Below are 24,640 nucleotides of genomic sequence, written 5' to 3' on the forward strand. Positions count from 1 at the left end.
ATGATCGCGCCATTGGCCCGGTCCTCGCGGCCTTCATGCCGAAAACGACCGCCGTAATATGGATGCCAGCGATAATGAAACTCTACCATCTGCCCGACATGGGCAGAATGACCCTGCGATGGCTTTGGGAAGGAAGTCGTGGCTCTTCGCCGGCTCAGATCGCGGCGGACAGCGTACCGCATTCATCCTCAGCCTGATCGCCACGGCAAAACTCAACGACATCGATCCGCAGGCTTGGCTCGCCGATGTCCTCGCGCGCATCGCCGATATCCCGCAGAACCATCTCCACGATCTGCTCCCCTGGCATTGGAAAGTCCTTCATCAGGTGGATCAGGAAGAGGAGCTTGCAGCCTGATGCAGCGGAACAAGGTCCACGCAGTGACAACCCTCGCCAAGGTCGCTCAAGACCTGAATGTGGACGAAAACCTGCTCCACGATCTCACCGAACAGATGGATACCGAGGACGGCGTTATCTGGGTTTACGGTATCGAAGAGCATGCTGTGCTTGCCCTATCACAAGACGGCATCGACTGCCTGCGGGACCTCCTTGCCGAACATAAACGGACTCACGTGTAGCCCCGCGCGGCCTTCACCGAATGCATACGCACCTGCTTCAGTCGAAGCGGTACGGTAAGCGCCTGAGGGCTTTTTAGCCCTCGCAAGGAGATCGACTGACGATTATGCGGCAAGGACTTCAATGTTCAGGACGTGGAAACCAGTCCCGGGGCTCGAGCATAAAAGCTCGCTGAACCGATGTGGACCGCGTTCTTCGAACTGCATACCGGCCCGTGGCAACCTTCAGGCCACAACAAGAGGCCTGACACACGAGCGATAGAAGCGCCAAGCCACCATTACGTCAGAAAATCATCTTGCAAAACTGGGGGCATCCACACACGCCCCTCCCACGGCAGTCGCGCAGACCTGGAAGCTGCGCTTGGCAAGGTCGATCGCAAGAATGTGAACGTCAGTCATGTGCTCCTCCTTCTCCAGCGCAATGTCGCGCCGGTCAGGCATCATACGATGCCGGGCGAAGGGGGCATCCACCCCATCAGTTCAATGCGCCCCGCCGTCAGTAGTTAAATGTCAGCGTCGCGCCATATTGGCGTGGCGGACCAAACGTACCGAAGGCGATGCGATTGCCGCGCTGCGTGTAGACGTGGGTCCCCCAAGCCTTGTCGGTGAAATTCTTGACCCAGCCCTGCACTTCCCACTTACTGTTCTCGCTACGCCAGGAAACCCAGGCATCGCCAAGCGTGTAGCTGCGGATGACGTCCAGCCGGTTGTTGTCGGCGTTGGTGAACACCTTGCCTTGGTAGCGACCGCTTACGTTGGCAGTGAGCACGTCGCCCGAAGGTAGTTCATGGCTGAGCTGAACATAGGCGCTCCAGACGTTTTTTGGCGCTTGACGCATTCGGTTGCCGGAGAAATCCCCATTGCCGCTTATGTCCGGAGTGCCGAAAAAGTCCTTATAATTTGCGTCCAGATACGCGTACGTGCCGCCGAATTCGAGCCACTCGATCGGCCGTGCGGTCAATTCGACCTCAATACCCTTGATCTCCGCGTTGGCCGCATTCTCGGTTATGAACTCACCAAACCCGGAAGTCGGCGGTTGAAAGAAGCGTGTAACCTGAAGGTCAGAATAATCAATGTAGAAGGCTGAAGTGTTGAGCCGGAGACGACGGTTCAACAGGTCGAGCTTAGCACCGACTTCGTAATTGGTTGCTTTCTCCGGATCGAAGGAACTGGTTGCACGTAGAGCCGTAGTCGCGGTCCCGGTGAAACCGCCGCTCTTAAAGCCGGTGGAAACATTCGCATAGATCATGACGTCGTTGGACGGGCGGTACTGGCCGCTGATCCGCCACGAGAAATTAGTCCAACTGTCTTCGCCCCTCGTTAGACCAAACGGAGCCAGCAACAGCATGATATCCGGCGAGCCAAGTACGTCGTTGCGCGCGCCGATCTCTTTCTTCTCATAGGAGTAGCGCGCCCCGCCCGTAATTGTCAGCGTGTCGGTGATGTCAAAGCTCGCCTGACCGTAGCCAGCGATGCTCTTGCCCGTGAAGAACATGCTCGCAGCGACGAGGTTGGGATCGAGCGAAACGCCCGAAAGAGCGGGGAAACCAACTGTCTCGGTGCGATCTATGTCTTCGCGCGATGCGAAGATGCCGGCGACCCATTTGAATCGCTGGGCGGCCGGCGAAGTGAGACGAACTTCGCCCGTTAGCTGCTCACCCCGCTCGTCGACAATGTCGATAGAATCGAACGTGAAGCCGACATTCGCCGGCGCTGTAAGTTTGATGTTCGGGTTGCCGTGCGCGCCGGTCAGATCAATGATCGGGCTGGGCGGAAGGCCGGCTGAGTCAAGGGCATTCTTGAACGTTGAATCACGATAGGCTCCTAGCACGGTCAACGTCGCAAAACCGAAATCATGATCGAGCTGCGCCATCCCGCCAAAGATGTCGCGTTTAGAGAAGCCCAATATGTCGCCGGCATAACTATAAACTCCGCCGTGCTTGCCGCTGGCACCGCCGACCGCCGTATTGACCGCGACCGGATCAGACGCGCACCCACAATTGTGCAACGGCCCGGCCGAGCCTACCGGCTCGCGATTGTCCGTGCCGAAGTCATCATTAGCGCCATCGAGCGAGATTAGCAGCGAGGTCGCGTCAGACGGCTCCCATTTGATTGCGGCGCGCCATGCGAAGCGATCGGCAAAGCCGATGTCGTCAGCGTCTTCAGTGCCGAACGGAAGAGCCGGCGTACCGACGTCGACGCGGGTCAGGTAGCCGTCTGTCGCGCGGCGGCTGAACGAAAGCCGGACAGCGAGCGTGTCACCGATCGGTATATTCACGCCGGCACCGGTGTCAAACGTGCCGAAATTCCCAACCGATTGGCGGACCTTCAAATCGAACTCGCCGAGGGTCGGCTTCTTGGTGACGTAATTTATCACGCCAGCTATCGCGTTCTTGCCGAACAGCGTACCCTGTGGACCCCTTAGCACCTCGACCTGTTCCAGATCAAAAATGTCGAGGTTGGTTGCAGTGCGGGTCGCGAAATACACGCCATCGACCATCACCAGGGTAGAATCGGAAGCACCGGCACCATCCTCCTTGGTGCCGACCCCACGAATAGCGATCTCGGGCTGGCCGGGGCTGAACGAGTTGATCACCAGGCCCGGGGTACGACCCTGAAGATCCTGGAGTGACGAAATGTTAGCGTGCTCAAGGAGTGCACCGTTGAATGTACTGATCGCGATCGGAACGTCTTGAACATTCTCCGCACGCCTCTGAGCCGTGACGACGATGTCTGCGATCCCGTCGGCCTGGTCGGTCGACTGACCAGTTTCCGTTGCTGCGACCTGTGCATTCGCCGCTGTCGACAAGAGCGCGGCTCCAATGAATGCGCCCGAACTAAGCCACTGCGCTGCCTTATTAAGCATATATCCCTCCCCATTTTTTTTGATTGAACTACATTAGATCATTCTGGTCAAGTGGTCAGTCAGATTGGAAGTTGAACTGGGTTACGGTGTCGCCTGAAGCGCATCGGACTGGCATCACTGGTGCTAAATGCCTATTTGTTCCAGGGGAAAAGCGCTGGCTGTGCGGCAAGCGCCTGGCGGACTTGCGCTTTCTGCAATTTCCCTGTCACGGTGCGGGGAAGCGGCTCAGAGACAAAGTGAAAATGCTTTGGCACCTGGACGTGATTGAGCCGTGCACGGCAGAAGTCGCGCAACGCCTCGACATCGGCAGCCTCGCCCTCGCGCAGACGCACCACCGCGACCACCGCCTCCCCCCAAACCGGGTGCGTGATGCCGACGACGCAGCTTTCGGCAATCGCACGATGCTCGGCGAGTGCCGCTTCGACCACGACGGGATAGACGTTGATGCCACCGCTGATGATCATGAATTTGCGGCGATCGAGCAGATAGAGATAACCTTCATCGTCGAGCTGGCCTACGTCGTTGGTGCGCATCCAGCCGTCGATGAGCACATCGGCGGTTTCGTCCGGCAGATTTAGATAGCACAGCATGTTGGCTTCGCTGCGCAGCCACACTTCGCCAGCTTGCCCTACTGGCAGGTCGTGGCCTTGCTCGTCACGAATGGCGATGTCGAACAGGGGCGATATCTGACCGACCGACTTCAGCAATTCTGGCCTGTCGGCGACGCCGCGGCGGATATCGCCCGGCAGCAGGAACGAAATTCCGCCCCAGGTAGTCTCTGTCATGGCATAGCAATTGAGCAATTCGCAACCGAACACCTCGTGCGCGTTGCGGATCAGTTCAGGGGTGGAGGGCGACGATCCGAACGCGATCAGGCGCAGCGCGGACAGGTCCTGTTCGCCCTTGCGATGCTCCTCAATCGCCCAGCCGAGCATTGTCGGTGCGAGCAGGGCAATAGTTGCGCGGTGCTTCGCGAGATCGGGCAGCAATTTGGGCAGTTCGAACAGGCCGCCCTCAGGCAGGATAGTGGTCATGCCGTTGGCCAGGCCAAGCATGCCCAGCACGATCGCCACCCAGGCGTTCGAGGTCGCATGGTAGAATTTGTCCTCGCGATTGAAGCCGAACTGGGTGACGGCGTGGGTTATCGAGCTGACGAGCCCTTGTTGGGTGAGCACCACCCCCTTGGGCAGGCCGGTGGTACCTGACGTGTAGGAATAGAATGCCGGATGCTCGGGATCGATATCCGGATAATCAGGGTGCTCGGCCGCTTGGGCGATCATCGTTTCGAGGTCGAACGAAAGATCGTGCTTGCCGCCGAAACCTATCAGGTGGAGACCTTCGGTGCCGCCAGCATCACGCAATTTTTCGAGCAACGGCATGCAATCGACGTGGACTGCAAGCGATGTGAGGCGCGCATCCCGGATGACATGGATCAACTCGCGCACCGCGAGACGTCGGTTGATGCCGACGCGGATCGCACCGATCTTGAGGCAACCGAAGAAATGCTCATAGACTTCGACGAACTCGCCAGCCAGCATGCCCACCGCATTGCCCTTGCGCGTGCCCAGCGCCTGAAGCGCGGCAGCGATCCGGTCCGAACGTGCGTCCATCTCGCCCCAGCTGCGCGAAACGTCACCCGCGACATAGGCAGGGTGCCGGGGATAATGGTGGCCGCAGCGTGCGATCTGGTCGCGGGGCAACCGGTAATCACTGGGGGCGGCAGGGCCAGAGGGGCCAAACCTAGGCTGCGACCGACCGGAAGTGGAATCCGCCATTTTCGAACTGCGCGGCGACTGGTTGTCCGCCATATGCACTCTCCCAAAAGCCAATGTATGGGGCCAATAAATGTGGCCCTTCTTCTAGTTTGACCGATGCTATCAGAAACGGCGCTGGTAGTTCCAGAGTATAGGAGACGCTCATCTCAACCACGCAGCGAAGCTCTGCCTTGCCCGATGCTTTGCGCCAGCGGATCTCCGGTGATCCGCAGACAGTGCAATACCGCGCGCTGTAGTCGAGCACGGCCTCGCAGGGGCTGCAGGACATCACCATCAGTTCGCCGCGCGCTAAGCCGACACGGAAGCCATCGGGTTCATCGGTTGCGATCGGGTTGCTCATGTCAGGCTCGCGTGCGGGCTGAGGATCAATGCGCCATGATGTTCCTGGCGGCCGCCGAGACCGGTTGCCAGCACCACATCATTGGTGACCTGGCGTTGTCCGCCTTCACCGCGGGTCTGGATCACCGCTTCGCAGATCGAAGTCGCGCCCTGCAGGTAGAAGCCTGACAGCATGCCGCCGCCGGTGTTGACCGGAAGCGTGCCGCCGGGCGCAATATTGCCTGCGGAGACGAAACCCGCTCCCTCGCCGCGCTTGCAGAAGCCATAATTTTCAAGCGCGACGATACCAGCGCAGGAGAACGGCGCATAGAATTGCGCGCTTGAGACGTCGACGGGGCCAACGCCTGCCATCGCATAAGCGATCCTGCCCGCCATCGCGGCACCATTGTCGAACTCCGGCTCGTGATCGCTGAACGCGGGGCAGCCGGAATGTCCTTGGCCCATGCCGTGGATATAAACCGGCGGGCGCGCCGCAGCGGCGACTTCTACCTTGCCGACGATGAACGCGACCGCGCCGTTGACCGGATAGGCACAGTCGAGCATTCGCAGCGGCCGGGCGATCGGGCGTGACGCGAGATAGTCGTCCATCGACAGCGGCTTTTTCAGGAAAGCGCGCGGATTGAGCATTGCCCATTGGCGCTCCGCGATTGCCCAATTACCGAAATCCTCTGGCGTGGCACCGTAAAGCGCCATGTAACGGGCGGCGACTAACGCAAAGGCGGGTGCCGCGCCGAGGAAGCCGATCTCGCTTTCCCAATCCTCTATCCCGGTAATCGGCAGCGCGATGGCGAAGGTTTTCCCGGCATTGACGTTGGCCGTGATCGGCGCATCGGCAAACACGCATGCGACACGCTCAGCCATGCCCGCCTGTATCGCGAGCGCCGCATATTGGATCATCTGGACAACCGAACTGCCCTCACCCTCGATTGAGGCAAGCAGGCGCAAGTCGCCCAAGCCGAGATCGCGCCTGACGCTGAGCGGCAAGGTCTCAAACGGCTCAATCGGGCTGCGGTTCAGCAACAGCCCGTCAATCGACGATAATGGCAGGCCACCGTCAGCCGCCGCGTCACGCACCGCATCACAAGCTAGGCGGCGTACGCTCGAACCGGGTTTGCGTGACAAGGCACTGAAACCAAGGCCGGTGATCGCTGCGATGGGATGGCCGGTCATGTTCAGCTCAGATGATGAACGGCAGGCCCGGAAGCGCGTCCGAGGCAGAGACAAGATACACGCCCTTGAAGCACATCTTCAGACCATCGCCGTGTCGACGCAGCCGATATTCGACCCGGGCCGGCCAAGTAGCCAGTTCGCGGGTCGACTGGATGCGGTATTCGTAGAGGATTTGGGTGCAAAATACCGTGTAGGTGTCGGCGCTGGTAGCCTCGATCAGAAAATTGGTCTGCGTGCGGACCATCGGTGAAGCCGGCACCTGGGAATGTCGCTTGCCAGTATTCAGCTGGCGAATCCGGGTCGCGACCCGCTGGCGATTGTCGAAAATAATCGATATCTTGTCACCCGGCGGCAGAATAGCACCTTCGGCGGTTGGCACCCAGTAGACCATGTCGTCATCGACCAAAGCTTCCCAATCGCTGTAACGCGACTCGTCAGCAAATCGAGCTTCAAGCGCCAGAAATTCCTCGATCTCCAGACGCTCTTCAACCGACACGTTCATTCAGCCCTCCTTAATTGTTCTTTTCGGCAATCCAGCAACCTGACTGTTCCAAACGGCCAGGTTACTGGATCAAACCAACGTTATCTAAAGTCAGGCAGCCTTGACGATACGCGCAGGCTTGGGAGCGGGGGCCATGACGGTGCGATAGTGATGCCAGAAACCGCGATTGGTCAGTTCGTCGGTCAGATGACCAACCATCACACCGTCCTCCTCATGTTCACGTTCCATGCCGCGGCTGAGATCGAGCCAGCCGCCGGACTGGCCGAAAGCTTCCTGCGCGCGCTCAGCGATCACTGCATCGTCGGCAAGCAAGAATGCTGCCGGACCCATCGCCCCTTCGGACTGCCGCTTGAAGCGGTCATTGACGCCCTGTTCGACGTTTTCGAGCTGCATCGGAGTGTGCCAATGGATGCATTCGGTCGGGCTGATTGGCTCGAACATGCCAATATTCCCCTCAGCGAGAAACAGGTTCGGAAAGATGCAGGCGTGGGGTGGCCCCATCGTCATCCGTTTGCGCGCGCCCTCATCGCCATAGGACTTGACCATGTTGGCGACATATTCTGGATAACGCTTCTCATCGCAGCCGAACCATCCGAGCACGGACTTATAGGCCTTGCTGAAGTCGATCTCGGTGTGACCCATGCCCCAGTAGCGCGCCTCCGAGACAAGATCCTCCTCGCTCTGGAGGAGGGCAGCTTCGTCATAGCGGGTGCGGATCGCCTCCGCGAACGAGGGGTGGACGAAACTGACGTGATAGCCGTCAACGTCATTTTCCGGGAGCATTTTCCAGTTCGATTTGAAACGATGCTGAACCCAGCCGCCGTTGAGCTTGAGCTTGCCGGTCGGTGACATCTCGCAGGCGCGGTCAATCAGCGCCGCCGACTTGCCGAGATGCTCCATCAGAGGCATGACGTTCTCGTTGAAACTGGCAAAATAGAAGCCACGGTACTGGTCGATCCGGGCCAGCTTAGTAAGACCGAGCCCTTTGCGGTCGGCGGTGAGGCCTGCCGGATAGGGGACATCTACCAGATCACCCTGCAGATCGTAGGCCCATCCGTGATATTTGCAGACGATCGCCCGTGTCGAACCCCTGTCCTCAGCACACAACAGGTTGCCACGATGTGCGCAGCGATTGACGAACACGTTGATCCGCTCGTCGGCGGCGCGAATGACCACGACCGGGTCGCCCGCGATGCGGCGCCGAACGAAATCGCCACGATTGGGAATTTCCGATTCGTGAGCCACATAAACCCAGCCTTCGCGGAAGATGCGCTGCATCTCGTCCTTGAACACGGCCTCGCTCGTGTAGAGCGATCCATGGATGCGGTCCTCCTGAATCAAGGCGCTATAATCCGCATGAGCCTCACTCGAACTGGTATTCATTTCTTGAAACGACATCATCCGTCTCCGTTATCCAGCCTACAATTAATAGCTACCTTAGTGCTGATCAATCAATCAGTCAAGGAATTGCCAGACAGGAACGCTGCTCGGGAGACTTCAGTTTCCTTACGCAAGAGCGAACGAAGAGTGTCTACGGTTTGGTTGAGGGTAGCCGCGCAAATCTGCTCAGCCAACAAGGTGCGAGAGTGTTGGTCAGGCAGAGTTGCCCAGGCGGTGGTCCAGTTGAGTGCTGGCAGCAATAAATGCCGCACCGTCGCCGGGTCCGCCTTGATATGACCGTCCTGTGCCAGAGCGAAAAGCAGATTATCGAGCAACTCGCGATATTGCTCGGCCAACGGACGCAGACGCACCCGTGCTTCTTTAGGTAACCGATCCCATTCACGCAGCCATACATGGTGTACGTGACGAAGATCGCCGTGAACGACGCCTATATGAGCGGTGACCAATGCAAGGAAGCGGGCCAGTGATCCAGACTCGGCACGGCGCAGCGCCTCGGTCATGAGTTGGAAGCCGTCATCGACCCCCTTTTTGATCACTGCCTCAAGCAGATCGTCCTTCGTTTTAAAATGGTAGAACATCGTGCCGGATGTAAGGTTGATCGCTTGGGCGATATCGCGAACAGACGTCCGGTCATATCCTTTCTCCGCGATGAGGCGAGAGGCGGCATCGATGAACTCGGCGATACGCGATTTATCATTAGTGGTACGCATTGGATCAGGTGACATTCGCAAAGCTTTCTAAGAGACGTTCGAGCAGGACTGATCTGCCCCCACCGAGTGGACCGGTTGGTTTGTTAGTGGATTATGTTCGCCGCCGCCATATCCGGGTGGAGGTGGAGGTGGAGCGAAGCGGAACCGAAGCTCCCGTCGCAAATGGTCGATACAGCGTCATCGAATCCTTCAACGGCTCGCTGCGCGATGAACTGCTCAACGAGGAACTGTTCGACAGCCTGGCCGATGCCCGCCGGAAGCTGGCTATATGGCGCTACGATTACAACAATGTCCGGCCCCACTCGTCGCTGGGAAATCGGACGCCTGCACAAGCGCGTCGGGCGTTCGAGCAGGACGAGAGCATCACGCCCGACGCGCTTGTGCAGGCGCAGGAGCCATCGTATTTAACCGCAAGACTCTCGTTATGATCGAGGGACTGACGGGGGGCAGGTCATATCCAATGGTTCGAATGCCGCCAATTTCCGGATGAGGAATGAGCTTTGCAATGAATGACATGGCGATAATCAATGACGTGCCGACGGACATCGATCCTCTTTGGGCTGGCGATGGTTCGCAACTGCCCGAATGGTTCGTCTCGGCACTAAGAGTACCGCGCGAAGAGGGTTATGTGGAGATCGATGGCGCCAGGGCGCACTATTTCCGCTGGGGCGACCGTGACAAGCCAAAGGTGTTGATGACGCACGGCCTTCTTGCCCATTCACGTTGCTTTGCCTTCATTGCACCATTTCTTGCCGAAGATTACGACGTGGTAGCGTTCGATCTTGCCGGCATGGGCGACAGCGACATGCGCGGGCAAGCGGACACCGCAGCAAGAGGGCGTGAGTTCCGCGAGATCGCCCAGGCCCTAGGCATGTTTGCCGATGGCCAAAGGCCGACGATCATCGCGCACAGTTTCGGTGCGAGCGTCGCGTTGACTGCTGTTACTGAGGCGCCCGATGCATTTGGTGGTGTGGTGGTTTGCGATCTCATAACCATGCGGCCCGAAGTCCTCGAGCAATATTGGAAACTCAGCCACTTTGCGCCTGGATCCGGCGACCCAGATAAACCTAACAAACGCTATACCAGCTATGAAGCGGCGCGCGCGCGATACATCCTGTCGCCCCCACAGCCGGTCGGTCAGCCATTTCTGCTGGAGTATATGGCTTATCATTCCATGCGACGCGAAGGCGAGGATTGGTCTTGGAAATTCTCACCCGAGGTCTTCCGGCGGAACAGCGACCCCGACGAATGGCTCGCCATTGGCCAACGCCTGGTGCAGGCACCGGGCCGCAAAGCAATTGTGCACGGCAGCAAAAGTCAGCTTTTCACACGGGACTCCGTCGAATACGTCCGTGAACTGGGCGGACACGACATTGTGATGATCGCCGTACCGGAAGCACGCCACCATCTGATGCTCGATCAGCCCTTGGCCTTTGTAACAGCGCTTCGGAGCATTTTATCTATTTGGGAGATGGGGTAATGATTTCCTTGGGGCGTCACGCTGATAATCAAAAGCGCCCTCCGGCGCTCGGATCGCTTTGCGGATGACCTTTCGCGACACATGCAGATCCGGCGCGATCGCCTTGATCGCCTTATTCGCGGATGCTTGGGCGTTATCCTTGATCCTTTCGCGCTGTTTGATGATGGCTGGAGCCCTGCCGAGGTCGGCGTCGGCGGATATCTCTCGTGGTAGCGCTGGTGGTACTGCACCTCCTTGGCATGCATGTAACGGGCGCTGATCGGACGAATGTAGCTGGCCCAGTTCCGCTCGCGCATGTGAAGGCCATAAACACATGTCGGCCACTGCTGGCACGACCGATCGCCAGAAGCGCATCTCTGCCGTAGAATGGGCAACATCCGGCCCTATGGATGATGTACCGGCGAACACGCTTTCGATTTCCGCCAGCGTCACACCATGCTGCTGGCATTTGGCCTTGACCGATATGGTACGCCGATCCGCTTGTGCGCCGTGTCACGGCGACGCAAGGTCGCGAAGATATGGCGATCTGCCGCCGCGCGATCGGCAAAAGCATGCCGCTGTGCCTGACCCAAGGCACCGATCCGGCCCCAGCGGGTTTCCACGACGATCATGCCGAACAGGTCGAAGCTGGCGGTGATGCTGTAACGCCGCCAGATATTGCGCGCGGGATCGAGCGCTACCAGCTCGATCGGATCAGGGAGAATGGCGCCATTCATGGCGCAAGCCTACAGAATGGGCCAGTCAAAGTCCGATGACTTATTTGAATCACTGGCACGACATTGACCAAACCGATGATTATAGCCCTGCCATGCTCGACTGGATCGCAACCTATCGGGAAGCATGCTCTCCCTTCACAGCCGACAACATTTCACGGGTAGGATCGCATTGATCCGCGCCTGGTAGCCCTTTCCCTGGGACTTGAACCAGGCCAGCACATCGGCATCTACGCGTGCTGTGATCTGCTGCTTGATCGGCTTGTAAAACCGCCCGCGCTCGGCCGTCTGCCAGAAACTCTCCGCCACAGGGGGAATGTCGCTATAGTCGATCTCGCTGTCCGGCTTCGCCTGCAAGGCCGCCAGCTCGGCCTTCTACGCGTCGGTCAGGGGCGGCAGATTGGCCGGATCGACCGCAAAGCGCACAATATCAGCGTCCTTCTTCATAACGTCGCCTTTCCTTCCGGTCGGCCGTCGAGCCGAAATGATATGGATGACCTCGACCGGCTGTCCCGCCTCATCGTCCTCCGCCACGGTATGCGCTACCAGCAGCAGCAGATGCCTGTCATCGCCCAAATATGACTACAGTTTTATAATTATACAAGTCGGCGGCAAGCCCGCGCCTATTCCGCAGGCTTGACCGTGATCGTACAGCGGGCGGTCTTTTTCGCCTTGGCGGCGGCTTCGCGGCAGGTTTCGATTGTCTCGCGATTATGTTTGACCAGGTTCGCCGCCGCGACGATCGCCTCCCAGCTTGGCGGTGACGCGCGCGCCATCAGATAGGCGCCGGCATCCCACGGGGTCGGTTCGTTGACGATACGGGCGGCCATGCGCTCAGGCCACAGCCAGTGTGCCGGCGCGAGGCGCGCGATCGGTCCCGCCATCAGCGCACAGAGCGCCAGCCCTGCCACCAGGCCGCTGGCGGCGGCGATAGACAGCAAGCGATTTTGCTCGTCTTTCCGCCGCGCGGACGCAACCATGTCCTGCAAGTCGTGGGTGGCCGCTGCCATCGTCGATTTCGCCGATTGGACCTGGTGCTGTAATTCGCGGGTCGCATCGGCGACAGAAGCGTTTAAACGGCCTTCCATATTTTCCGGCGTGAGGGTCATGGCGGGACTGTTCCGAACCGCGTCGATCTGCCGCACCAACAGGCCCAGCACCTTTTCGGTGCGCTCGAGCGTCGGCTCATAGTCGGGAATATCAATGGCCTCGCGCGCGCCGGTCATCCCCTCGACCGCACGGCGCAACAGCGCCACCTCGCCGCGCAACCGCTCGAACGCCAGCGCCGGATCGTCGCCGGCACCGGCCTCGTCGCGATACTCGTCCATCATCCTCTCCTACCGGCTGAGGCCGCGATCACGGCCGATCCCAAGCTCGTGCGCCAACTGGCGACCAAGCTCGCCGCCGCCCATGACGCGCGCGCGGTTCATGCCGATCTCGAGCCCCAGCTCACGGGTGCGCCCGCGCAGGATCGATTCCACCTGGGGGTCGCGTTCAAGGCTTTTCGCCATGCCGGCCATTTCCTTGCCCGCCTTCTCGCGGCCCGCCATGTCGTCGGCGCGATAAAGCCGTTCGCGATCCTGGGAGAGCTGTCGCCAGCGCTCCACGAACCGATCCGCGCGCAAGGCAGGATCGGCACGCATGCGCGCTTCCTGCGTTATCGCGTCGAGCAGCGGGCCACTGCGCCCCGCCGCCGCTTCGCGCAGCAAGGCGGGATCGCGCTGCATCGCCGCCGACAGGTGGCGCGCGGCTCCCGGCCTGATCCTGTCGAGCGCCTGGGTCGCGCGCTCGAGCGCGACCTTCTGATGCTCCAGCACCGGCCTGCCCGATGCACGCGCCTGCAACACCGCCTCGGCTGAACGCGACGTGCGCTCAAGCGCACGCGCGAACGCACGATCCTCAACCCGATCGGCACGCGCGGGCGGGCGTTCCGTGCCCTTCGCCGGCTCGGTAGGCAGCTTCAATCCGTCGAACATGCCACGCCGCGGCGCGCGGGGCGTTTCGCCCAAGCGGATCTCGCCCGCCAGGCCGCGCCGATCGGCAAAGGCGCGGGCCTCGGCGTCGCGGTCCCGAACGTAATAATCCGACGCCATATCCTTCGCCCGCTCGCGCCCCAGCGTGCGGACGAGCTTCGTTTGATCGGCGAAGTCGTCGCGACCGTAATGGAGCTGCACCCCATCACGATGCCGCGACAACCCGACATAGGCAGCGTGGCGGTCCATCCCCGGCGTCGCCAGCACATGCGCCCGATCGACCGTTACACCCTGCGATTTGTGAATGGTAGCGGCATAGCCATGATCGACATGGGCATAGTCTTTCAGGTCGAACGCGATCGATCGCCCGTCATCGAGCCGCACCGCAATGCTATCGGGCGATACGCGCTCGACCTTCCCCAGCGTGCCGTTCTTCACCCCTAGCCCGCGCTCGTTCTTGAGGAACATGATGCGGTCGCCGCTCGCGAACGCGCGCAATCCCCGCTCGGCCGACACGCGCACGTCCTCGCCCAGCTCCCCGCTGGCCCGCATCCGATCGCGCGCGGCCAGGTTCAGGTCGCGGACCTCGGCATTGGTGTGGGTGAGGATGATCCGGGTCTGATCGGGGTCGGCGCTGCGCTGCGCGTCCCAGCGGTCCACAAGGTCAGCGCGCGCGATCTCGCGCGTCCCGGCCACCTGCACCATGCCATGGGCTTCATAGGCATGGACCGCCTCGCCGGTACGGCCCGTCGCCAGCGCCCGGGTCGCGTCGCGCTGCCAGTCCTCATGCTGCCGGCGTATCATGGTGATCTCGGCCGCACCGTGGCGCTCGGCGAGCGCGCGGAACGCCGCACCAGCCTCGATCGCCTGCAACTGCTCGGGATCGCCGACCAGCACAACCTTCGCCCCCGCCTGTTCGGCGCGCGACAACACCCGCTCCATCTGCCGCGTACCGATCATGCCCGCTTCGTCGATCACCAGCACGTCACGCGGCCCCGGCAGCTCGCGGCCCTGTTCCCACTGATACTCAAGGCTGGCGATCGTCCGCGAGGGGATAGCAGAGCCGCCTTCCAGATTCTCCGCCGCGATTCCCGACAACGCCGCACCGCGCACGATGTAACCGGCGCGCTCCCATTCGTCGCGGGCGACGCCCAGCATGGCCGACTTGCCGGTGCCGGCATAGCCGATGACGATTGAAAGCCCTCTGTCACCAGCTATATGGTCCAGTGCGGCCTGCTGCTCTGCCCCGAGCACGAGGCCCCCACTCCCGGCGGCGCGCCCCTTGCCAGGGGTCGCCGCCGGGAGACCATGCCCCGCCCTGTCAGCAAGCCGATCGGCGGCACGTTCAAGCCTTTGCTCGGTCTCGATCATGTCGCGCGAAGTGAACCGATCCTCGCCGCGCCCGTCCTTCCCCAATGCGACCAGCTCGGAGCTGGCGCGTACCGCCCCCATCACCTGGTCGAACTGGTCTTTGCCGTCGCTGTGCCGGAACGCGAACTGCGCCAGGTCGCGCCGCGTGAACGTGGCCTGTTGGCGCGTGATCGCGTCGAGCGCGATCTCTGGCCTGGCGATGATCTTCTCGCCATTCTCGCGCGCAATCCGGGCATGGTCCTCAACCCGCTCGGCATCCTCGCCCCGACCGAACCGGCGCGATCCTGCCGGCCCGATCTTGTGCTGCGGCTCAAGGTCGATGCCCTGCGCCTCCAACGTGCGATGATCGATATGTGCATCGATATCCAGTTCGGCCAGACGCGCGTTGACATGATCGGCCCACGCGACCCGCCATTCCTGCAACAACGCGTTGCTGTTCCAGTCGCGCACCTTCTGCCCGAACCCTTGCGCGCCAACCTCGCGCATCGACAGCATGACATGCGCGTGCGGCTTGGGTTCGCCGTCCTTGCCCCTGTCCCAATGCACGTTGAGGTCCGCGACCATGCCCCGATCGACGAACTGCTTCTCGACGAAATCGCGGGCGAGCTGCACGCTCTGAGCCGTGTTCATTTCGCGCGGAATTGCGAACTCAACCTCACGGGCAAGCTGCGCGTCCTTGCGCCTCTCCTCCGCCTCGACCTCGTTCCACAAGGTCGAACGATCGTTTAAGCGCTCCGGCGCGCCCTCCGGCAACATCACTTCCGAATGGACGACGCCCGCCTTGTTGCTAAAATCGTGATCGCGTCCAAGCCGGTCATCGTGCAACTCGGATGCTGAACGGTAGGCGGCCGACGCAACCGCGCTCGATCCGTTGGCGCGGCTGATGACCTTGGCTGAGAAATGGTAGATCGCCATGATGGCTTCTATACTGCCTTGTCAAGCGCATGTCGGCAACGACGTATAAGCGCGCACTCACACTCTCTGCCGTTCGCATGATTGACTTCGCCGCATTTTCTGATCCGTCCAGTTTTGTCGCACGCATGCTGTGCTACGCTGCGGCTTCTGCTGTAGGCGCGAGGGAGAAGATGATGCGCAAGGTGCGCGACTATGACGCGGAGCTGAAAGCGCTCGGCGACAAGGCCAGGACGTTGAAGGCCAGGAAGATACAGCAGCTCGGCGAACTCGTCGCGTCCACAGGGGCCGATGCGCTCGATCCCGAAGTGCTGGCCGGTGCGCTGCTCCACATCGTTGCGCAAGCGCAGGTTGAGGGAAACCGGGAGGCGTGGCGCTCCGATGGCGCTGTCTTCTTTCAGGGCGGGCGTAAGGCTGGTAAAGGCGATGCAGGCAACGGCCAGGGCGCAGACAAAACTGGCTCAGGCGGTTCACAGGGCTGAGGCCGGACAGCGCCGCACCGATACGAGGGGATGGGTCGTGCAACGCCGGGAACGCACCCGCCATTTGATCGAGCTGGGCGGCCTCGTCCACAAAGCCGGCCTCGTCGATCTCACCGACGACGATCGCGCCACCCTCTACGGCGCGATGCTCGAACTGGCAGCGCGCGCGCAAGGTGACGATGGTGACACCGTTCTGGCGCTGTGGAAGCGGCGCGGCAAACGCGCGTTCGACGCGGAAGCGGAAGGGAGTGAAACAGCATGACCAGGCTCGATGTCGTAGCTACGGCGGCCCCGCCGGCGACGACACCCACGGCTCGGGCCGCTTCGCCAGCGATCGCGAGACACGGCCATTCGTCCAGGGCGGCGACGGCCTGCTGATCGGCCGTGATCGCAAGTCAGGCAAGCCGCTGCGCTACACCGACCCCGCCCATCTGCTCACGATCGCGCCGACGCGCACCGGCAAGGGCGTGGGCACGATCATACCCAATCTGCACGACTATCCCGGCCCAGTCGTCTGCATCGACCCCAAGGGCGAAAATGCCCGCATCACCGCCCACTACCGCGCCAGGTTTGGCCCGGTCCATGTCCTCGATCCGTTCGGGGTGACGGGCATGGTCGAGGCCGCGTTCAATCCGCTCGCCCGTATCGACCCTGTCGGCCTCGATCTCGCCGACGATGCCATGAGCCGCCCGCAAATCGCGCCTGTGGCAACGTTTCCCTTTCCCTTGCCCTCTCAATCGGATCGCCATCCTATCCGCCCGGCTTTTCTGGAAAGCCAATTTGCGATGGTGCCGCTGGCGCTGTGGTGGCGGTGTGGGCGCAGCGTTTAAATGATTCTAGTAAAACAAATAACGTACCGGCGTAGCCGGCTCATCATGGGGATGCCGGGTGGGAGGATCGCTTTAGCGATCCGGGGCGGCCGATGGCCGCGAGCCGGCGGGGGCGAAGCCCCCAAGAGGCGGTGCTTTTCTTCTTTTCGGTGTTGTTGCTGCATCGGACGCAAACTTATCCACAGGCAGGGCTACCCCAAAACTCACCCTTCGCCTTCTAATTCAATACTTCTTCTTAGATTCAAGATTCAAGGGCCTTCAAACCCGCAGAAAACCTAGGGAAATGACCGTGAAAAGTGAGCGTTGGGGTCGATTCGCGTGAGTTTTGGGGTAGCCTTCGGTGAGTTTTGGGGCCGGTAAAAGTGAGTGTTGGGGTCGAGTCCGGTGAGCTTTCGGGTAGCCGCCCGATCGACGGTGAGTTTTGGGGTAGCCCCTCACCGTTCGCTCGAACGGCGAGTTTTAGGAATTGCCTGGCTCACCATTGGTGGTAAGGTGAGCGCATGTCCCATGCAACCTCACCTTTGGACGGCGCCAAGGCACAGCTTGCCTTGGTCGATACCCCTGCCCGCACCCTCGCGCAAAAAGGGCGCGGAAACCCGTTCGATCCGGCCAATTACGGGGAAATCGTCAAACCCGGCGAGCTGGTCGATATTGTCGAGCTGACCCCCCTCAACCTCACCGATCGCCGAATCTACAATCTGCTGATCGCCAACGCCTGGGAGCGCATCGGCGAGCCGGTCATCCATCGCATCGCCAAGACCGCGCTCAAGGGCACGCACCAAGGCAATGAGCGCATCGAAAGCTCGCTGCTGCGCCTGATGGGCACCATCGCGATCGTCACCATCCGCAAGGTCGGCAAGAGCTACAAGCGCCGCGTCCAGCTTCTCGGCCCCAGCGATGAAAGCCTCGAAAAGGACGGCTTCCTGCACTACCGCATCCCCGAGGAACTGATCGAGATACTACGCAACAGCGAGGTCTATGCGCGCCTCAAGACTCAAGTGATGTATTGTTTCGAGTCGAAATACGCGCTGTGCCTCTATGAGATGATCGAGCGCCGGATCGGCCTCGAATACAAGCAAAGCGAAGAGTTCACGATCGCGGAGCTGCGCGGACTGCTCAACGTGCCCGAAGGCAAGCTTGAACGCTTCGCCGATCTCAACAAATATTGCCTCAAGGTCGCCCAGGAGGAAATTAACAAGCTCTGCCCTTTCTATGTTGATTTCACGCCGATCAAGAAAGGCCGCAAGGTCGAAAAGGTCGCGATGCTGTGGATGTCCAAAACATCGAGCGGTCGCCGCGACGCGCAAAACCTGATCGATCAGCACAGCATCGTCCGCCGCGCGAAGATGCGCGGCGGTATTCCCGAAATGCCGGTGCTCGTGGACTTCAACCTGCCCGCCGCCGAACGGTGAGCCCCTACCCCAAAACTCACCTTTCGCGCGCCGCGCTACGATCCGCTGCGCTTCACCCTTCGCCGGCGTCGAGCGCCCTGCTCACGGTGAACTGAATCCACGCGCTGCGGCTGATGCCGCGCCGCTTCGCGGCGCTATCGACCTTCGCCAACAAGGCGCGGTCGAAGCGCAGCATGACCGGCGACTTGCGCGGGCCATCCTCGGCCGCCGTCTCGATCGTCGGCGTCGCGGGTTTGGCGGCCCCGGCAATGAAAGCGTCCGCCGCATCGTCATCGACGGGGGGTTTGGGCTTGCTGTTCGGTTTACGAGCGATAGCCATCGAAACTCACTCCGCTATCATCATGCTATACAAATACCGCGCCGATCAGCGCGGTCAATTCGTCGATCGCTTTGGCGTCGCGCGGGATTTGCTCGACCACCCCCCTGCCCTCGGCCGCCGCGTTCGGGAACGCCTTGCGGCGCACGATCGAGGTGGGCAGCACCTCGATCCCCTCGATGTCGCCGATCATCTGCAGGGCCGCCTCATTGTCGCCGCCCTGCGGGTCCGCGCCGTTGAGGATCGCGACGGCGCGCAGTCCCTCGTTGATCTCGCGCGCCTCGGCCACCAGCGTCGCCACCTGATCCAGCGCCCACACGTCGAAGCTGCGCGGCTGCACCGGCACCAGCAGCGTGTCGGCCACGGTGAGCGCGGCGCGCAGTGCGGACTTGTAACGGTTTTGCGCCGGTCACCTGAGCGATTAGAGCTCGCAACAGGAGACCGACGAGATGATCAAGCACACAGAAGAGTTTAAGCAGGAGGCGGTGCGGATTGCACTGACCAGCGGGCTACCCCGCGACCGGGTTGCATCGGATTTGGGGATTGGGAAGTCGACACTGGGGAAGTGGGTATCGCAGTATCGGCCTAGTGATCTGGTTTCAGCGCCGCAGGCAGATTTAGCGCGTGAGAATGAACGCCTTCGTCTTGAGAACCGTGTGCTGCGGGAGGAGAGGGAAGTGCTAAAAAACCGTCGCCGGCTGAGCCCGCCTGTGCGCGGTAGAAACGGGCCGTGCTATGGTGCAGCCGGGAGGGTCGCGGCCGATGGCTTATTGGAGGCATGATACCCCGTTAAAAAACGTGGCCCGTGGGTGTTTGCGTACTTGAGAGTGGTGACGCCGTTTTGCGGCGATCCCGGTTAGGAAGATGACGTTTAGCATCGCCCATACCCTCCTGTTTTGAAGGAGGACTTGGAATGGAACGATCAAAATCCGGCGCGTTGTCTATGGTCAATCCACGCGCCGCTGCCATCGACATCGGGTCGACCATGCATATGGCGGCCATAAATCCGAACGCCGATGATGATCCGGTACGAGCGTTTGGCACATTCACCGGCGATCTCCATGATATGGCCCGCTGGTTCAAGACATATGGCGTCACGACTGTCGCGATGGAATCGACGGGTGTTTACTGGATTCCGGCCTATGAAGTGCTTGAAGGACACGGCTTTGAGGTGGTCCTGGTCAATGCGCGATATGCCAAGAATGTACCGGGTCGCAAAACCGACGTTAGCGACGCTGCATGGTTGCAACGCCTTCATAGCTACGGGCTGTTGCGAGGGAGTTTCCGTCCCGAGGCGGGCGTGGCGACCATGCGTGCCTATCTGCGGCAGCGCGAGCGGCTGATCGAATATGCCGCCTCACATATTCAGCACATGCAGAAGGCGCTGATGGAAATGAATGTACAACTTCATCACGTCGTCTCCGACATCACCGGCGTGACGGGCATGCGGATCATCAGGGCCATTGTGAGCGGGGAACGTACGCCCAACACACTGGCGCAAATGCGCGACGTCCGCTGTCATGCGACTATTGAGACCATTTGTGCGGCATTATCGGGGAACTGGCGGGACGAGCATATCTTCGCGCTTGGCCAATCCCTGGCCCTGTTCGACTTCTACCAAACCAAAATTCTCGAATGTGATCGAAAGCTTGAGGTCGCGCTCAAGGCGCTCGAAATCGACGAGGGACATGATGTTCGCCACCTCGCAAAAGTCCGGACCAAAAGGCGACAGGTGAACGCGCCTGACTTCGAGGTCCGGTCCGCGCTCTATCGCGTGCTGGGCGTAGATCTGACGCAGATCCACGGAATCGGCCCGTCGCTCGCGCTCAAACTGGTTGGCGAGTGCGGGACCGATCTTGCCGCATGGCCCAGTTCAAAGCATTTTACTTCCTGGCTGTGCCTGGCGCCGGGCAACAAGATATCCGGCGGTAAATTGCTGTCGTCCAAAACCCGACGCTCCTCAAGCCGCGCAGCTGCACTCCTGCGCCTGGCAGCAACCACCATTGGACGAAGTGACACGGCACTTGGGGCGTTCTACCGTCGACTGTCGGCACGCGCCGGAAAAGCTAAGGCAGTGACCGCGACCGCACGCAAAATCGCGGTTCTGTTCTATAACAGCCTGCGCCACGGCATGGCGTATCATGATCCCGGCGCCACACAATATGAGGAACGCTATCGCAGCCGGGTGATCGGAAATCTGCAGCGCCGTGCCAAGGCCTTCGGCTTCATCCTGCATGAAATGCCTGCGGAGCCTGATATGGCTGTTTCTTAGGAAGGCCACGCAGTTCTTCGCGCGCCAAAGGCCGTGAAGTTCGCATTTGTGCATAGCTGGCGACACCGGTGGCCCGTTGAACTGCTCTGCCGTGTCATGGATGTTAGTGAACGCGGCTAGCCGACGTGTCGTTGGTTGGGCAGTAAGTGACAGGATGAAGAAGGACCTGGCGATCAGGGCGTTGGATATGGCGGTGCGCCTGCGCCAGCCTCCAGAGGGCTGCCTTTTCCATTCGGATCGCGGCAGCCAATATTGTTCTTACGATTATCAGAAAAAACTGCAGGCCTATGGCCTGCGTCCCTCAATGAGCGGCAAGGGAAATTGTTACGACAACGCCTCCGTCGAGACCTTCTTCAAATCCCTGAAGGCCGAACTCATCTGGCGGCAGAGCTGGCCGACGCGGCGTCAGGCAGAAGCCGCCATCTTTCAGTACATCAACGGGTTCTACAACACCCGTCGCCGACATTCATATCTGGGCGGCATCAGCCCGCTCGCCTTCGAAGCCAAGGTGGCTTAATGAGATAGGTGACCGGCGCAAAACCGTTACAAGTCCAACCTTCACCCACGCCTCGCCGTCAGGGCTGCGATATTCGATCGGCTTGAGGCGCTTGCGCTTCTGGAGCGAGAAAAACGGCCGCTCCATCACCTCCCGCTGATCTTTTAGCGGAAGGTCGTTCACCAGCGGAATGAACAGGTCAAACGTGGGATTGGGATCGCGGCGCTTGTTCACGGGGCGAACCGGGTATGGCCTCGCGACACGAGATATTGCCGCAACAGCCGCTCGGTGACGACGGTCAGCGGCTCGCCCCCTTCCTCGACGCTCAATTGCCGCAAGGTGCGGTGCATATCCTCGGGGATATGGATCAGCACGGGTTTCTTGCCCGGGTGACTGCTGCGCCGTGCCGGCGCGGCGCTGGATGCGCCGCGCGCGCCATCCCCTGCCCGCTTAGGCCGTGATCGGGCTGCGGGTTCCGGTTGGGGCACCGGCTCGGGCGCTGGAACGGGCGTGGGCGATGCCTCGGGTTCGGGATCATCGAAGATTCCGGCCAGGGCGGAGGATTTCTTGGCCATCAGGCTACCTCGCTTAGTGGCTTATTCGCATAACCGCTTAGTCGCTTAGCCTCCGCGTAGGCGGCGCGCAACTCGGCCGCCGCCTTGCTGTCCGGTTCCAGTTCGACCGCCGTCTTGCCGATCGGCGTCGCCTTGTAGAAGTCCTTGCGGAAGTGCAGCACGGAATCGAACACGGCGATGCCCTTCGCGGCGAAGCCCGCGCGGGCCTCGGCCCCCTCCCCGCCTTGGTGCGGCACTTGGGTCAGGATCACCGCGAACGGCGTTCCCGCCTGCTGCACCTGCTTGACGGTCTGGAGAACCGAATGAACGTCCAGCCCCCTGGGCGCGACCGGGATCACCACGAAATCGGCCTGCTCGGCGGCCAACATGGCGATGTCCTTGGAGTTCGCTGGCGTGTCGATGATGATAAGGTCCAGCTTGCCGCTCTCGCGCCCACGCGAGACGTGCAGCGGCAAGCCCGCGACGCTGCTGTCCTTCACCATCACATCGTCTGTATCGCGCCGCTCCGACCAATAGAGCGCGGACCCTTGCCGGTCGTCGGCATCGAGGATCACAACGGCCGCCCCTTCGCAGGCGGCCTCGACGGCGAAGGCGGTGGCGATGGTCGTTTTCGACTGCCCGCCCTTCTGCGCGATGATGGCCCAAGTTTGCATGACGGCTCCTACTAAGCGACTATGCGGCTTATATCGCTTAGTCGCTTAGTAAGCAAGTCATGCCGCTTAGTGGCTTAGTGGCTTAGTGGCTTAGTTTTCCTCCTCACTCTCGTCGTCGTCCAGCAGTTCATGCGCCATGACCCCATGATCCTCGATCGGACAAAACGGCGCTCCGGCAGTTCCAGCCATCTGCGCGCGGTCCTCACAGTATAGCCGCACGTCGCGCACGCGCATTTGAGCATCCGGGTTTTCTGCTTCTTGGGCGCGGTCGACTCCCCCGCCGTGTCGAGACGGGCATGGGGAAGGGGGCCAACATCGGCGAGGATCGGCGCGATGGTGGCAAGGAAGACGTCGCCGGGAGTGGTGGCGCGCATCGGCCCGACAAGGCCCAGCCCAAGCGCGAGGATGGCCGCGATCTGCGCCGGCATGGCGTCGGGCGCGTGGGCGAGGTCCGGGCGGATGAAGATTTCAAAATGCCCGTCCGCGCTGAGCCGGTTGTCCCAGCACTCGCCGATCGCCTTGCCCTGGCTCCCGCGCTGGTGAAGCCGATCGCCACGCGCACGCGCGAGGGCAGGGGGGCGTCCAGCGCCTCAAACGGCGGAGCCATGCCCAGCGCCACCGCATTGAGCCAGCTTTCGCGGGTTTCGTGGGTCATCGTCTTTACTCCCTTCAAATCGCCTGTCCGGCGATGGCCAGGCCATCGGCCGGAACACGGACGCCCAAGAACGCCGGTGGGAGAGGGGGCAGCGGGAGTCGACGGGGTGGAGCGGCCGCAGCGCAGCGAGGCACGGCCCGTCTATTCCCGTTGCTGGGGAGAGGGGGGCGGAACGTCCTCTCCCCACGGAGCGAACATCGACGCCGGCGCACGTCGGCACACTGCCCGCGAGATCCGCGAGCGGTTCTCGCTCCCGCCATGTGGATCGTCACCTTGGGCCAAGACCGCTTGCGGGCTTGGGGAGCGCGAGCGACTAGAGCCACGGTGCCGCGCCAGCGGCAGGCGTTTAATAACTTAGTCGCTTAGTCGCTTAGTCATTTTGGCTGTTAAAATTTCGGCCTTGAAAGTAATGCTATTCTGCATTATATTTACTCGATACGGAGGTAATAGCCATGACGACATTAAGCGTAACCGCGCGGGGCCAGGTGACTTTCCGGAAGGATGTTTTGAAGCATCTAGGTATCCGGCCCGGTGACAAGATCAGGCTCCACCTGCTCCCTGATGGCAAGGCGGAGCTGAAGGCCGATGAACCCGATGGCTCCTGGGACGATCTGCGAGACTTTTTCGCCGGAAAGACGAATGGCGCCCGGCTGTCGATAGAGGAAATCAACGACGCGATCGCCGAAGCGGGCGCTGCCGCTGGGATGACCGGCATGGACAAGAAATGAAGATTACCGCTGATACGAATGTGCTGCTGCGCCTTGTCGTTCCCGGCGATGAGGTGCAGCAAAAGCTCGCGATCGAAACGCTCAAGGAAGCGGATTCCGTGGCGATCAGCGTCCATTCCCTCTGCGAACTCGCATGGGTGATGGAACGGAGCTACCATGCGGCACGGCTCGACGTTGCCGCCGCGATCCGATGTTTTATGAACACGCGCAATGTCGTGGTGAACCGCCCTATTGTCGAAGCAGGCCTTGCTGTCCTCGATGCTGGCGGCGACTTCGCGGATGGGGTGATCGCGTTTGACGGCCGATTCCAAGGCGGCGAAACGTTCGTGTCGTTCGACAGGAAAGCGGTGAAGCTGCTGAAAGGGCAGGGGACCGCCGCCCGACTGCTGAAATAGGCGTTAAGGCGATATTCATCCGCCACGGGTAACGCTAGGGT

Annotated in this window: 25 protein-coding genes and 6 pseudogenes; 13 read left to right on the forward strand and 18 right to left on the reverse strand. The window is 61.0% G+C overall.

Annotated elements, in window-relative coordinates; all coding sequences use genetic code 11:
* Nucleotides 1-118 precede the first annotated feature (118 nt).
* Together D0Z70_RS21095 and D0Z70_RS21100 are read left to right on the forward strand one after the other, a co-directional pair.
* A pseudogene (locus D0Z70_RS21095) lies at nt 119-355 on the forward strand (transposase domain-containing protein); the annotation flags it as partial.
* A complete protein-coding gene (locus D0Z70_RS21100; RefSeq protein ID WP_119749854.1) occupies nt 355-576 on the forward strand; it encodes a hypothetical protein in 222 nt (73 codons plus the stop codon). The pseudogene D0Z70_RS21095 and the gene D0Z70_RS21100, both read left to right, overlap by 1 nt.
* A 493-nt stretch (nt 577-1,069) precedes the next feature.
* Here D0Z70_RS21100 and D0Z70_RS21105 read toward each other — a convergent pair whose 3' ends face one another.
* The 7 genes from D0Z70_RS21105 to D0Z70_RS21130 form a co-directional block, all read right to left on the reverse strand.
* The gene (locus D0Z70_RS21105) at nt 1,070-3,439 is read right to left on the reverse strand and encodes a TonB-dependent receptor (protein WP_119749856.1); all 2,370 of its coding nucleotides are present in this window, start codon (nt 3,437-3,439) and stop codon (nt 1,070-1,072) included.
* Nucleotides 3,440-3,570: 131 nt separating this feature from the next.
* Complete coding sequence (locus tag D0Z70_RS21110) at nt 3,571-5,247, reverse strand: class I adenylate-forming enzyme family protein (protein WP_119749858.1); 1,677 nt, start codon at nt 5,245-5,247, stop codon at nt 3,571-3,573.
* Nucleotides 5,180-5,554 (reverse strand): Zn-ribbon domain-containing OB-fold protein, encoded by a 375-nt coding sequence (locus tag D0Z70_RS25050; RefSeq protein WP_182914061.1) that lies wholly within the window; start codon nt 5,552-5,554, stop codon nt 5,180-5,182. The genes D0Z70_RS21110 and D0Z70_RS25050 overlap by 68 nt, the downstream gene beginning before the upstream one ends.
* Nucleotides 5,551-6,723: a thiolase family protein gene (locus tag D0Z70_RS21115; RefSeq protein WP_119749860.1), complete on the reverse strand. Its 1,173-nt coding sequence runs from the start codon at nt 6,721-6,723 to the stop codon at nt 5,551-5,553. The genes D0Z70_RS25050 and D0Z70_RS21115 overlap by 4 nt, the downstream gene beginning before the upstream one ends.
* A 7-nt stretch (nt 6,724-6,730) precedes the next feature.
* The gene (locus D0Z70_RS21120) at nt 6,731-7,225 is read right to left on the reverse strand and encodes an aromatic-ring-hydroxylating dioxygenase subunit beta (RefSeq protein ID WP_119749862.1); all 495 of its coding nucleotides are present in this window, start codon (nt 7,223-7,225) and stop codon (nt 6,731-6,733) included.
* 90 nt (nt 7,226-7,315) lie between these two features.
* Nucleotides 7,316-8,566 carry an aromatic ring-hydroxylating oxygenase subunit alpha gene (locus D0Z70_RS21125; RefSeq protein ID WP_220475682.1) on the reverse strand — a complete coding sequence of 417 codons (1,251 nt, stop codon included), beginning with the start codon at nt 8,564-8,566 and terminating at the stop codon, nt 7,316-7,318.
* Nucleotides 8,567-8,676: 110 nt separating this feature from the next.
* A complete protein-coding gene (locus D0Z70_RS21130; protein WP_182914062.1) occupies nt 8,677-9,336 on the reverse strand; it encodes a TetR/AcrR family transcriptional regulator in 660 nt (219 codons plus the stop codon).
* A gap of 152 nt (nt 9,337-9,488) precedes the next feature.
* On the opposite strand from D0Z70_RS21130, the pseudogene D0Z70_RS21135 reads away from it, so the two are divergent.
* Nucleotides 9,489-9,764 (forward strand): annotated as a pseudogene (locus tag D0Z70_RS21135) (integrase core domain-containing protein); the annotation flags it as partial.
* Nucleotides 9,765-9,841: 77 nt separating this feature from the next.
* The gene (locus D0Z70_RS21140; protein WP_119749866.1) at nt 9,842-10,816 is read left to right on the forward strand and encodes an alpha/beta fold hydrolase; all 975 of its coding nucleotides are present in this window, start codon (nt 9,842-9,844) and stop codon (nt 10,814-10,816) included.
* Between the two features lie 428 nt (nt 10,817-11,244).
* Here the strand turns inward: D0Z70_RS21140 and D0Z70_RS21150 are convergent, their stop codons facing one another.
* The 5 genes from D0Z70_RS21150 to traA all read right to left on the reverse strand — a co-directional run bounded on the left by D0Z70_RS21150 (nt 11,245) and on the right by traA (nt 15,788).
* Complete coding sequence (locus D0Z70_RS21150; protein WP_119749868.1) at nt 11,245-11,532, reverse strand: WGR domain-containing protein; 288 nt, start codon at nt 11,530-11,532, stop codon at nt 11,245-11,247.
* A 135-nt stretch (nt 11,533-11,667) separates the two neighbouring features.
* Nucleotides 11,668-11,886: a BrnA antitoxin family protein gene (locus tag D0Z70_RS21155; protein ID WP_239019062.1), complete on the reverse strand. Its 219-nt coding sequence runs from the start codon at nt 11,884-11,886 to the stop codon at nt 11,668-11,670.
* Between the two features lie 18 nt (nt 11,887-11,904).
* Nucleotides 11,905-12,105, reverse strand: a complete 201-nt coding sequence (locus tag D0Z70_RS21160) for a hypothetical protein (protein WP_239019063.1) — start codon at nt 12,103-12,105, stop codon at nt 11,905-11,907.
* 47 nt (nt 12,106-12,152) lie between these two features.
* Complete coding sequence (locus D0Z70_RS21165; protein ID WP_119749870.1) at nt 12,153-12,860, reverse strand: DUF6118 family protein; 708 nt, start codon at nt 12,858-12,860, stop codon at nt 12,153-12,155.
* 6 nt (nt 12,861-12,866) lie between these two features.
* Nucleotides 12,867-15,788 (reverse strand): Ti-type conjugative transfer relaxase TraA, encoded by a 2,922-nt coding sequence (traA, locus tag D0Z70_RS21170; RefSeq protein WP_119749872.1) that lies wholly within the window; start codon nt 15,786-15,788, stop codon nt 12,867-12,869.
* A gap of 173 nt (nt 15,789-15,961) precedes the next feature.
* On the opposite strand from traA, the gene D0Z70_RS21175 reads away from it, so the two are divergent.
* From D0Z70_RS21175 to D0Z70_RS21190, 4 genes are all read left to right on the forward strand, one after another.
* Entirely contained in the window at nt 15,962-16,267 is a 306-nt protein-coding gene (locus D0Z70_RS21175) for a conjugal transfer protein TraD (RefSeq protein ID WP_119749913.1), read from the forward strand.
* A gap of 37 nt (nt 16,268-16,304) precedes the next feature.
* A complete protein-coding gene (locus D0Z70_RS21180; protein WP_119749874.1) occupies nt 16,305-16,529 on the forward strand; it encodes a conjugal transfer protein TraD in 225 nt (74 codons plus the stop codon).
* Complete coding sequence (locus tag D0Z70_RS21185) at nt 16,516-17,097, forward strand: type IV secretory system conjugative DNA transfer family protein (RefSeq protein WP_476712806.1); 582 nt, start codon at nt 16,516-16,518, stop codon at nt 17,095-17,097. Before D0Z70_RS21180 ends, D0Z70_RS21185 begins: the two co-directional genes overlap by 14 nt.
* Before the next feature lie 500 nt (nt 17,098-17,597).
* A complete protein-coding gene (locus D0Z70_RS21190; RefSeq protein WP_239019064.1) occupies nt 17,598-18,509 on the forward strand; it encodes a replication initiation protein in 912 nt (303 codons plus the stop codon).
* A 52-nt stretch (nt 18,510-18,561) separates the two neighbouring features.
* Here D0Z70_RS21190 and D0Z70_RS21195 read toward each other — a convergent pair whose 3' ends face one another.
* Both D0Z70_RS21195 and D0Z70_RS21200 read right to left on the reverse strand, forming a co-directional pair.
* Nucleotides 18,562-18,828 (reverse strand): hypothetical protein, encoded by a 267-nt coding sequence (locus D0Z70_RS21195; RefSeq protein ID WP_119749876.1) that lies wholly within the window; start codon nt 18,826-18,828, stop codon nt 18,562-18,564.
* A gap of 25 nt (nt 18,829-18,853) precedes the next feature.
* Nucleotides 18,854-19,189 carry a hypothetical protein gene (locus D0Z70_RS21200; protein ID WP_239019065.1) on the reverse strand — a complete coding sequence of 112 codons (336 nt, stop codon included), beginning with the start codon at nt 19,187-19,189 and terminating at the stop codon, nt 18,854-18,856.
* An 85-nt stretch (nt 19,190-19,274) separates the two neighbouring features.
* Here D0Z70_RS21200 and D0Z70_RS21205 point away from each other — a divergent pair.
* The 3 genes and pseudogenes from D0Z70_RS21205 to D0Z70_RS21215 all read left to right on the forward strand — a co-directional run.
* A pseudogene (locus D0Z70_RS21205) lies at nt 19,275-19,511 on the forward strand (transposase); the annotation flags it as partial.
* A gap of 227 nt (nt 19,512-19,738) precedes the next feature.
* Nucleotides 19,739-21,097 (forward strand): IS110 family RNA-guided transposase, encoded by a 1,359-nt coding sequence (locus tag D0Z70_RS21210; protein WP_119749878.1) that lies wholly within the window; start codon nt 19,739-19,741, stop codon nt 21,095-21,097.
* Nucleotides 21,098-21,212: 115 nt separating this feature from the next.
* Nucleotides 21,213-21,614, forward strand: a pseudogene (locus D0Z70_RS21215) (IS3 family transposase); the annotation flags it as partial.
* Between the two features lie 36 nt (nt 21,615-21,650).
* Here D0Z70_RS21215 and D0Z70_RS21220 read toward each other — a convergent pair.
* From D0Z70_RS21220 to D0Z70_RS21235, 4 genes and pseudogenes are all read right to left on the reverse strand, one after another.
* Nucleotides 21,651-21,827: pseudogene (locus D0Z70_RS21220) on the reverse strand (replication initiator protein A); the annotation flags it as partial.
* Nucleotides 21,824-22,168, reverse strand: a complete 345-nt coding sequence (locus D0Z70_RS21225) for a hypothetical protein (protein ID WP_119749880.1) — start codon at nt 22,166-22,168, stop codon at nt 21,824-21,826. The gene D0Z70_RS21225 and the pseudogene D0Z70_RS21220, both read right to left, overlap by 4 nt.
* Nucleotides 22,168-22,821, reverse strand: coding sequence for a ParA family protein (locus D0Z70_RS21230; protein ID WP_046766288.1), 654 nt, complete (start codon nt 22,819-22,821; stop codon nt 22,168-22,170). The genes D0Z70_RS21225 and D0Z70_RS21230 overlap by 1 nt, the downstream gene beginning before the upstream one ends.
* 90 nt (nt 22,822-22,911) lie before the next feature.
* Nucleotides 22,912-23,476 (reverse strand): annotated as a pseudogene (locus tag D0Z70_RS21235) (transcription elongation protein SprT).
* A 452-nt stretch (nt 23,477-23,928) separates the two neighbouring features.
* On the opposite strand from D0Z70_RS21235, the gene D0Z70_RS21245 reads away from it, so the two are divergent.
* Nucleotides 23,929-24,204 (forward strand): AbrB/MazE/SpoVT family DNA-binding domain-containing protein, encoded by a 276-nt coding sequence (locus D0Z70_RS21245; RefSeq protein ID WP_119749882.1) that lies wholly within the window; start codon nt 23,929-23,931, stop codon nt 24,202-24,204.
* Nucleotides 24,205-24,224: 20 nt separating this feature from the next.
* On the forward strand, nt 24,225-24,599 hold the full coding sequence (locus tag D0Z70_RS21250) for a type II toxin-antitoxin system VapC family toxin (protein WP_239019066.1): 375 nt from the start codon (nt 24,225-24,227) through the stop codon (nt 24,597-24,599).
* The last annotated feature ends 41 nt before the right edge of the window (nt 24,600-24,640 follow it).

This window comes from Sphingobium terrigena, assembly GCF_003591655.1.
GTDB classification, from domain to species: Bacteria; Pseudomonadota; Alphaproteobacteria; order Sphingomonadales; family Sphingomonadaceae; genus Sphingobium; species Sphingobium terrigena.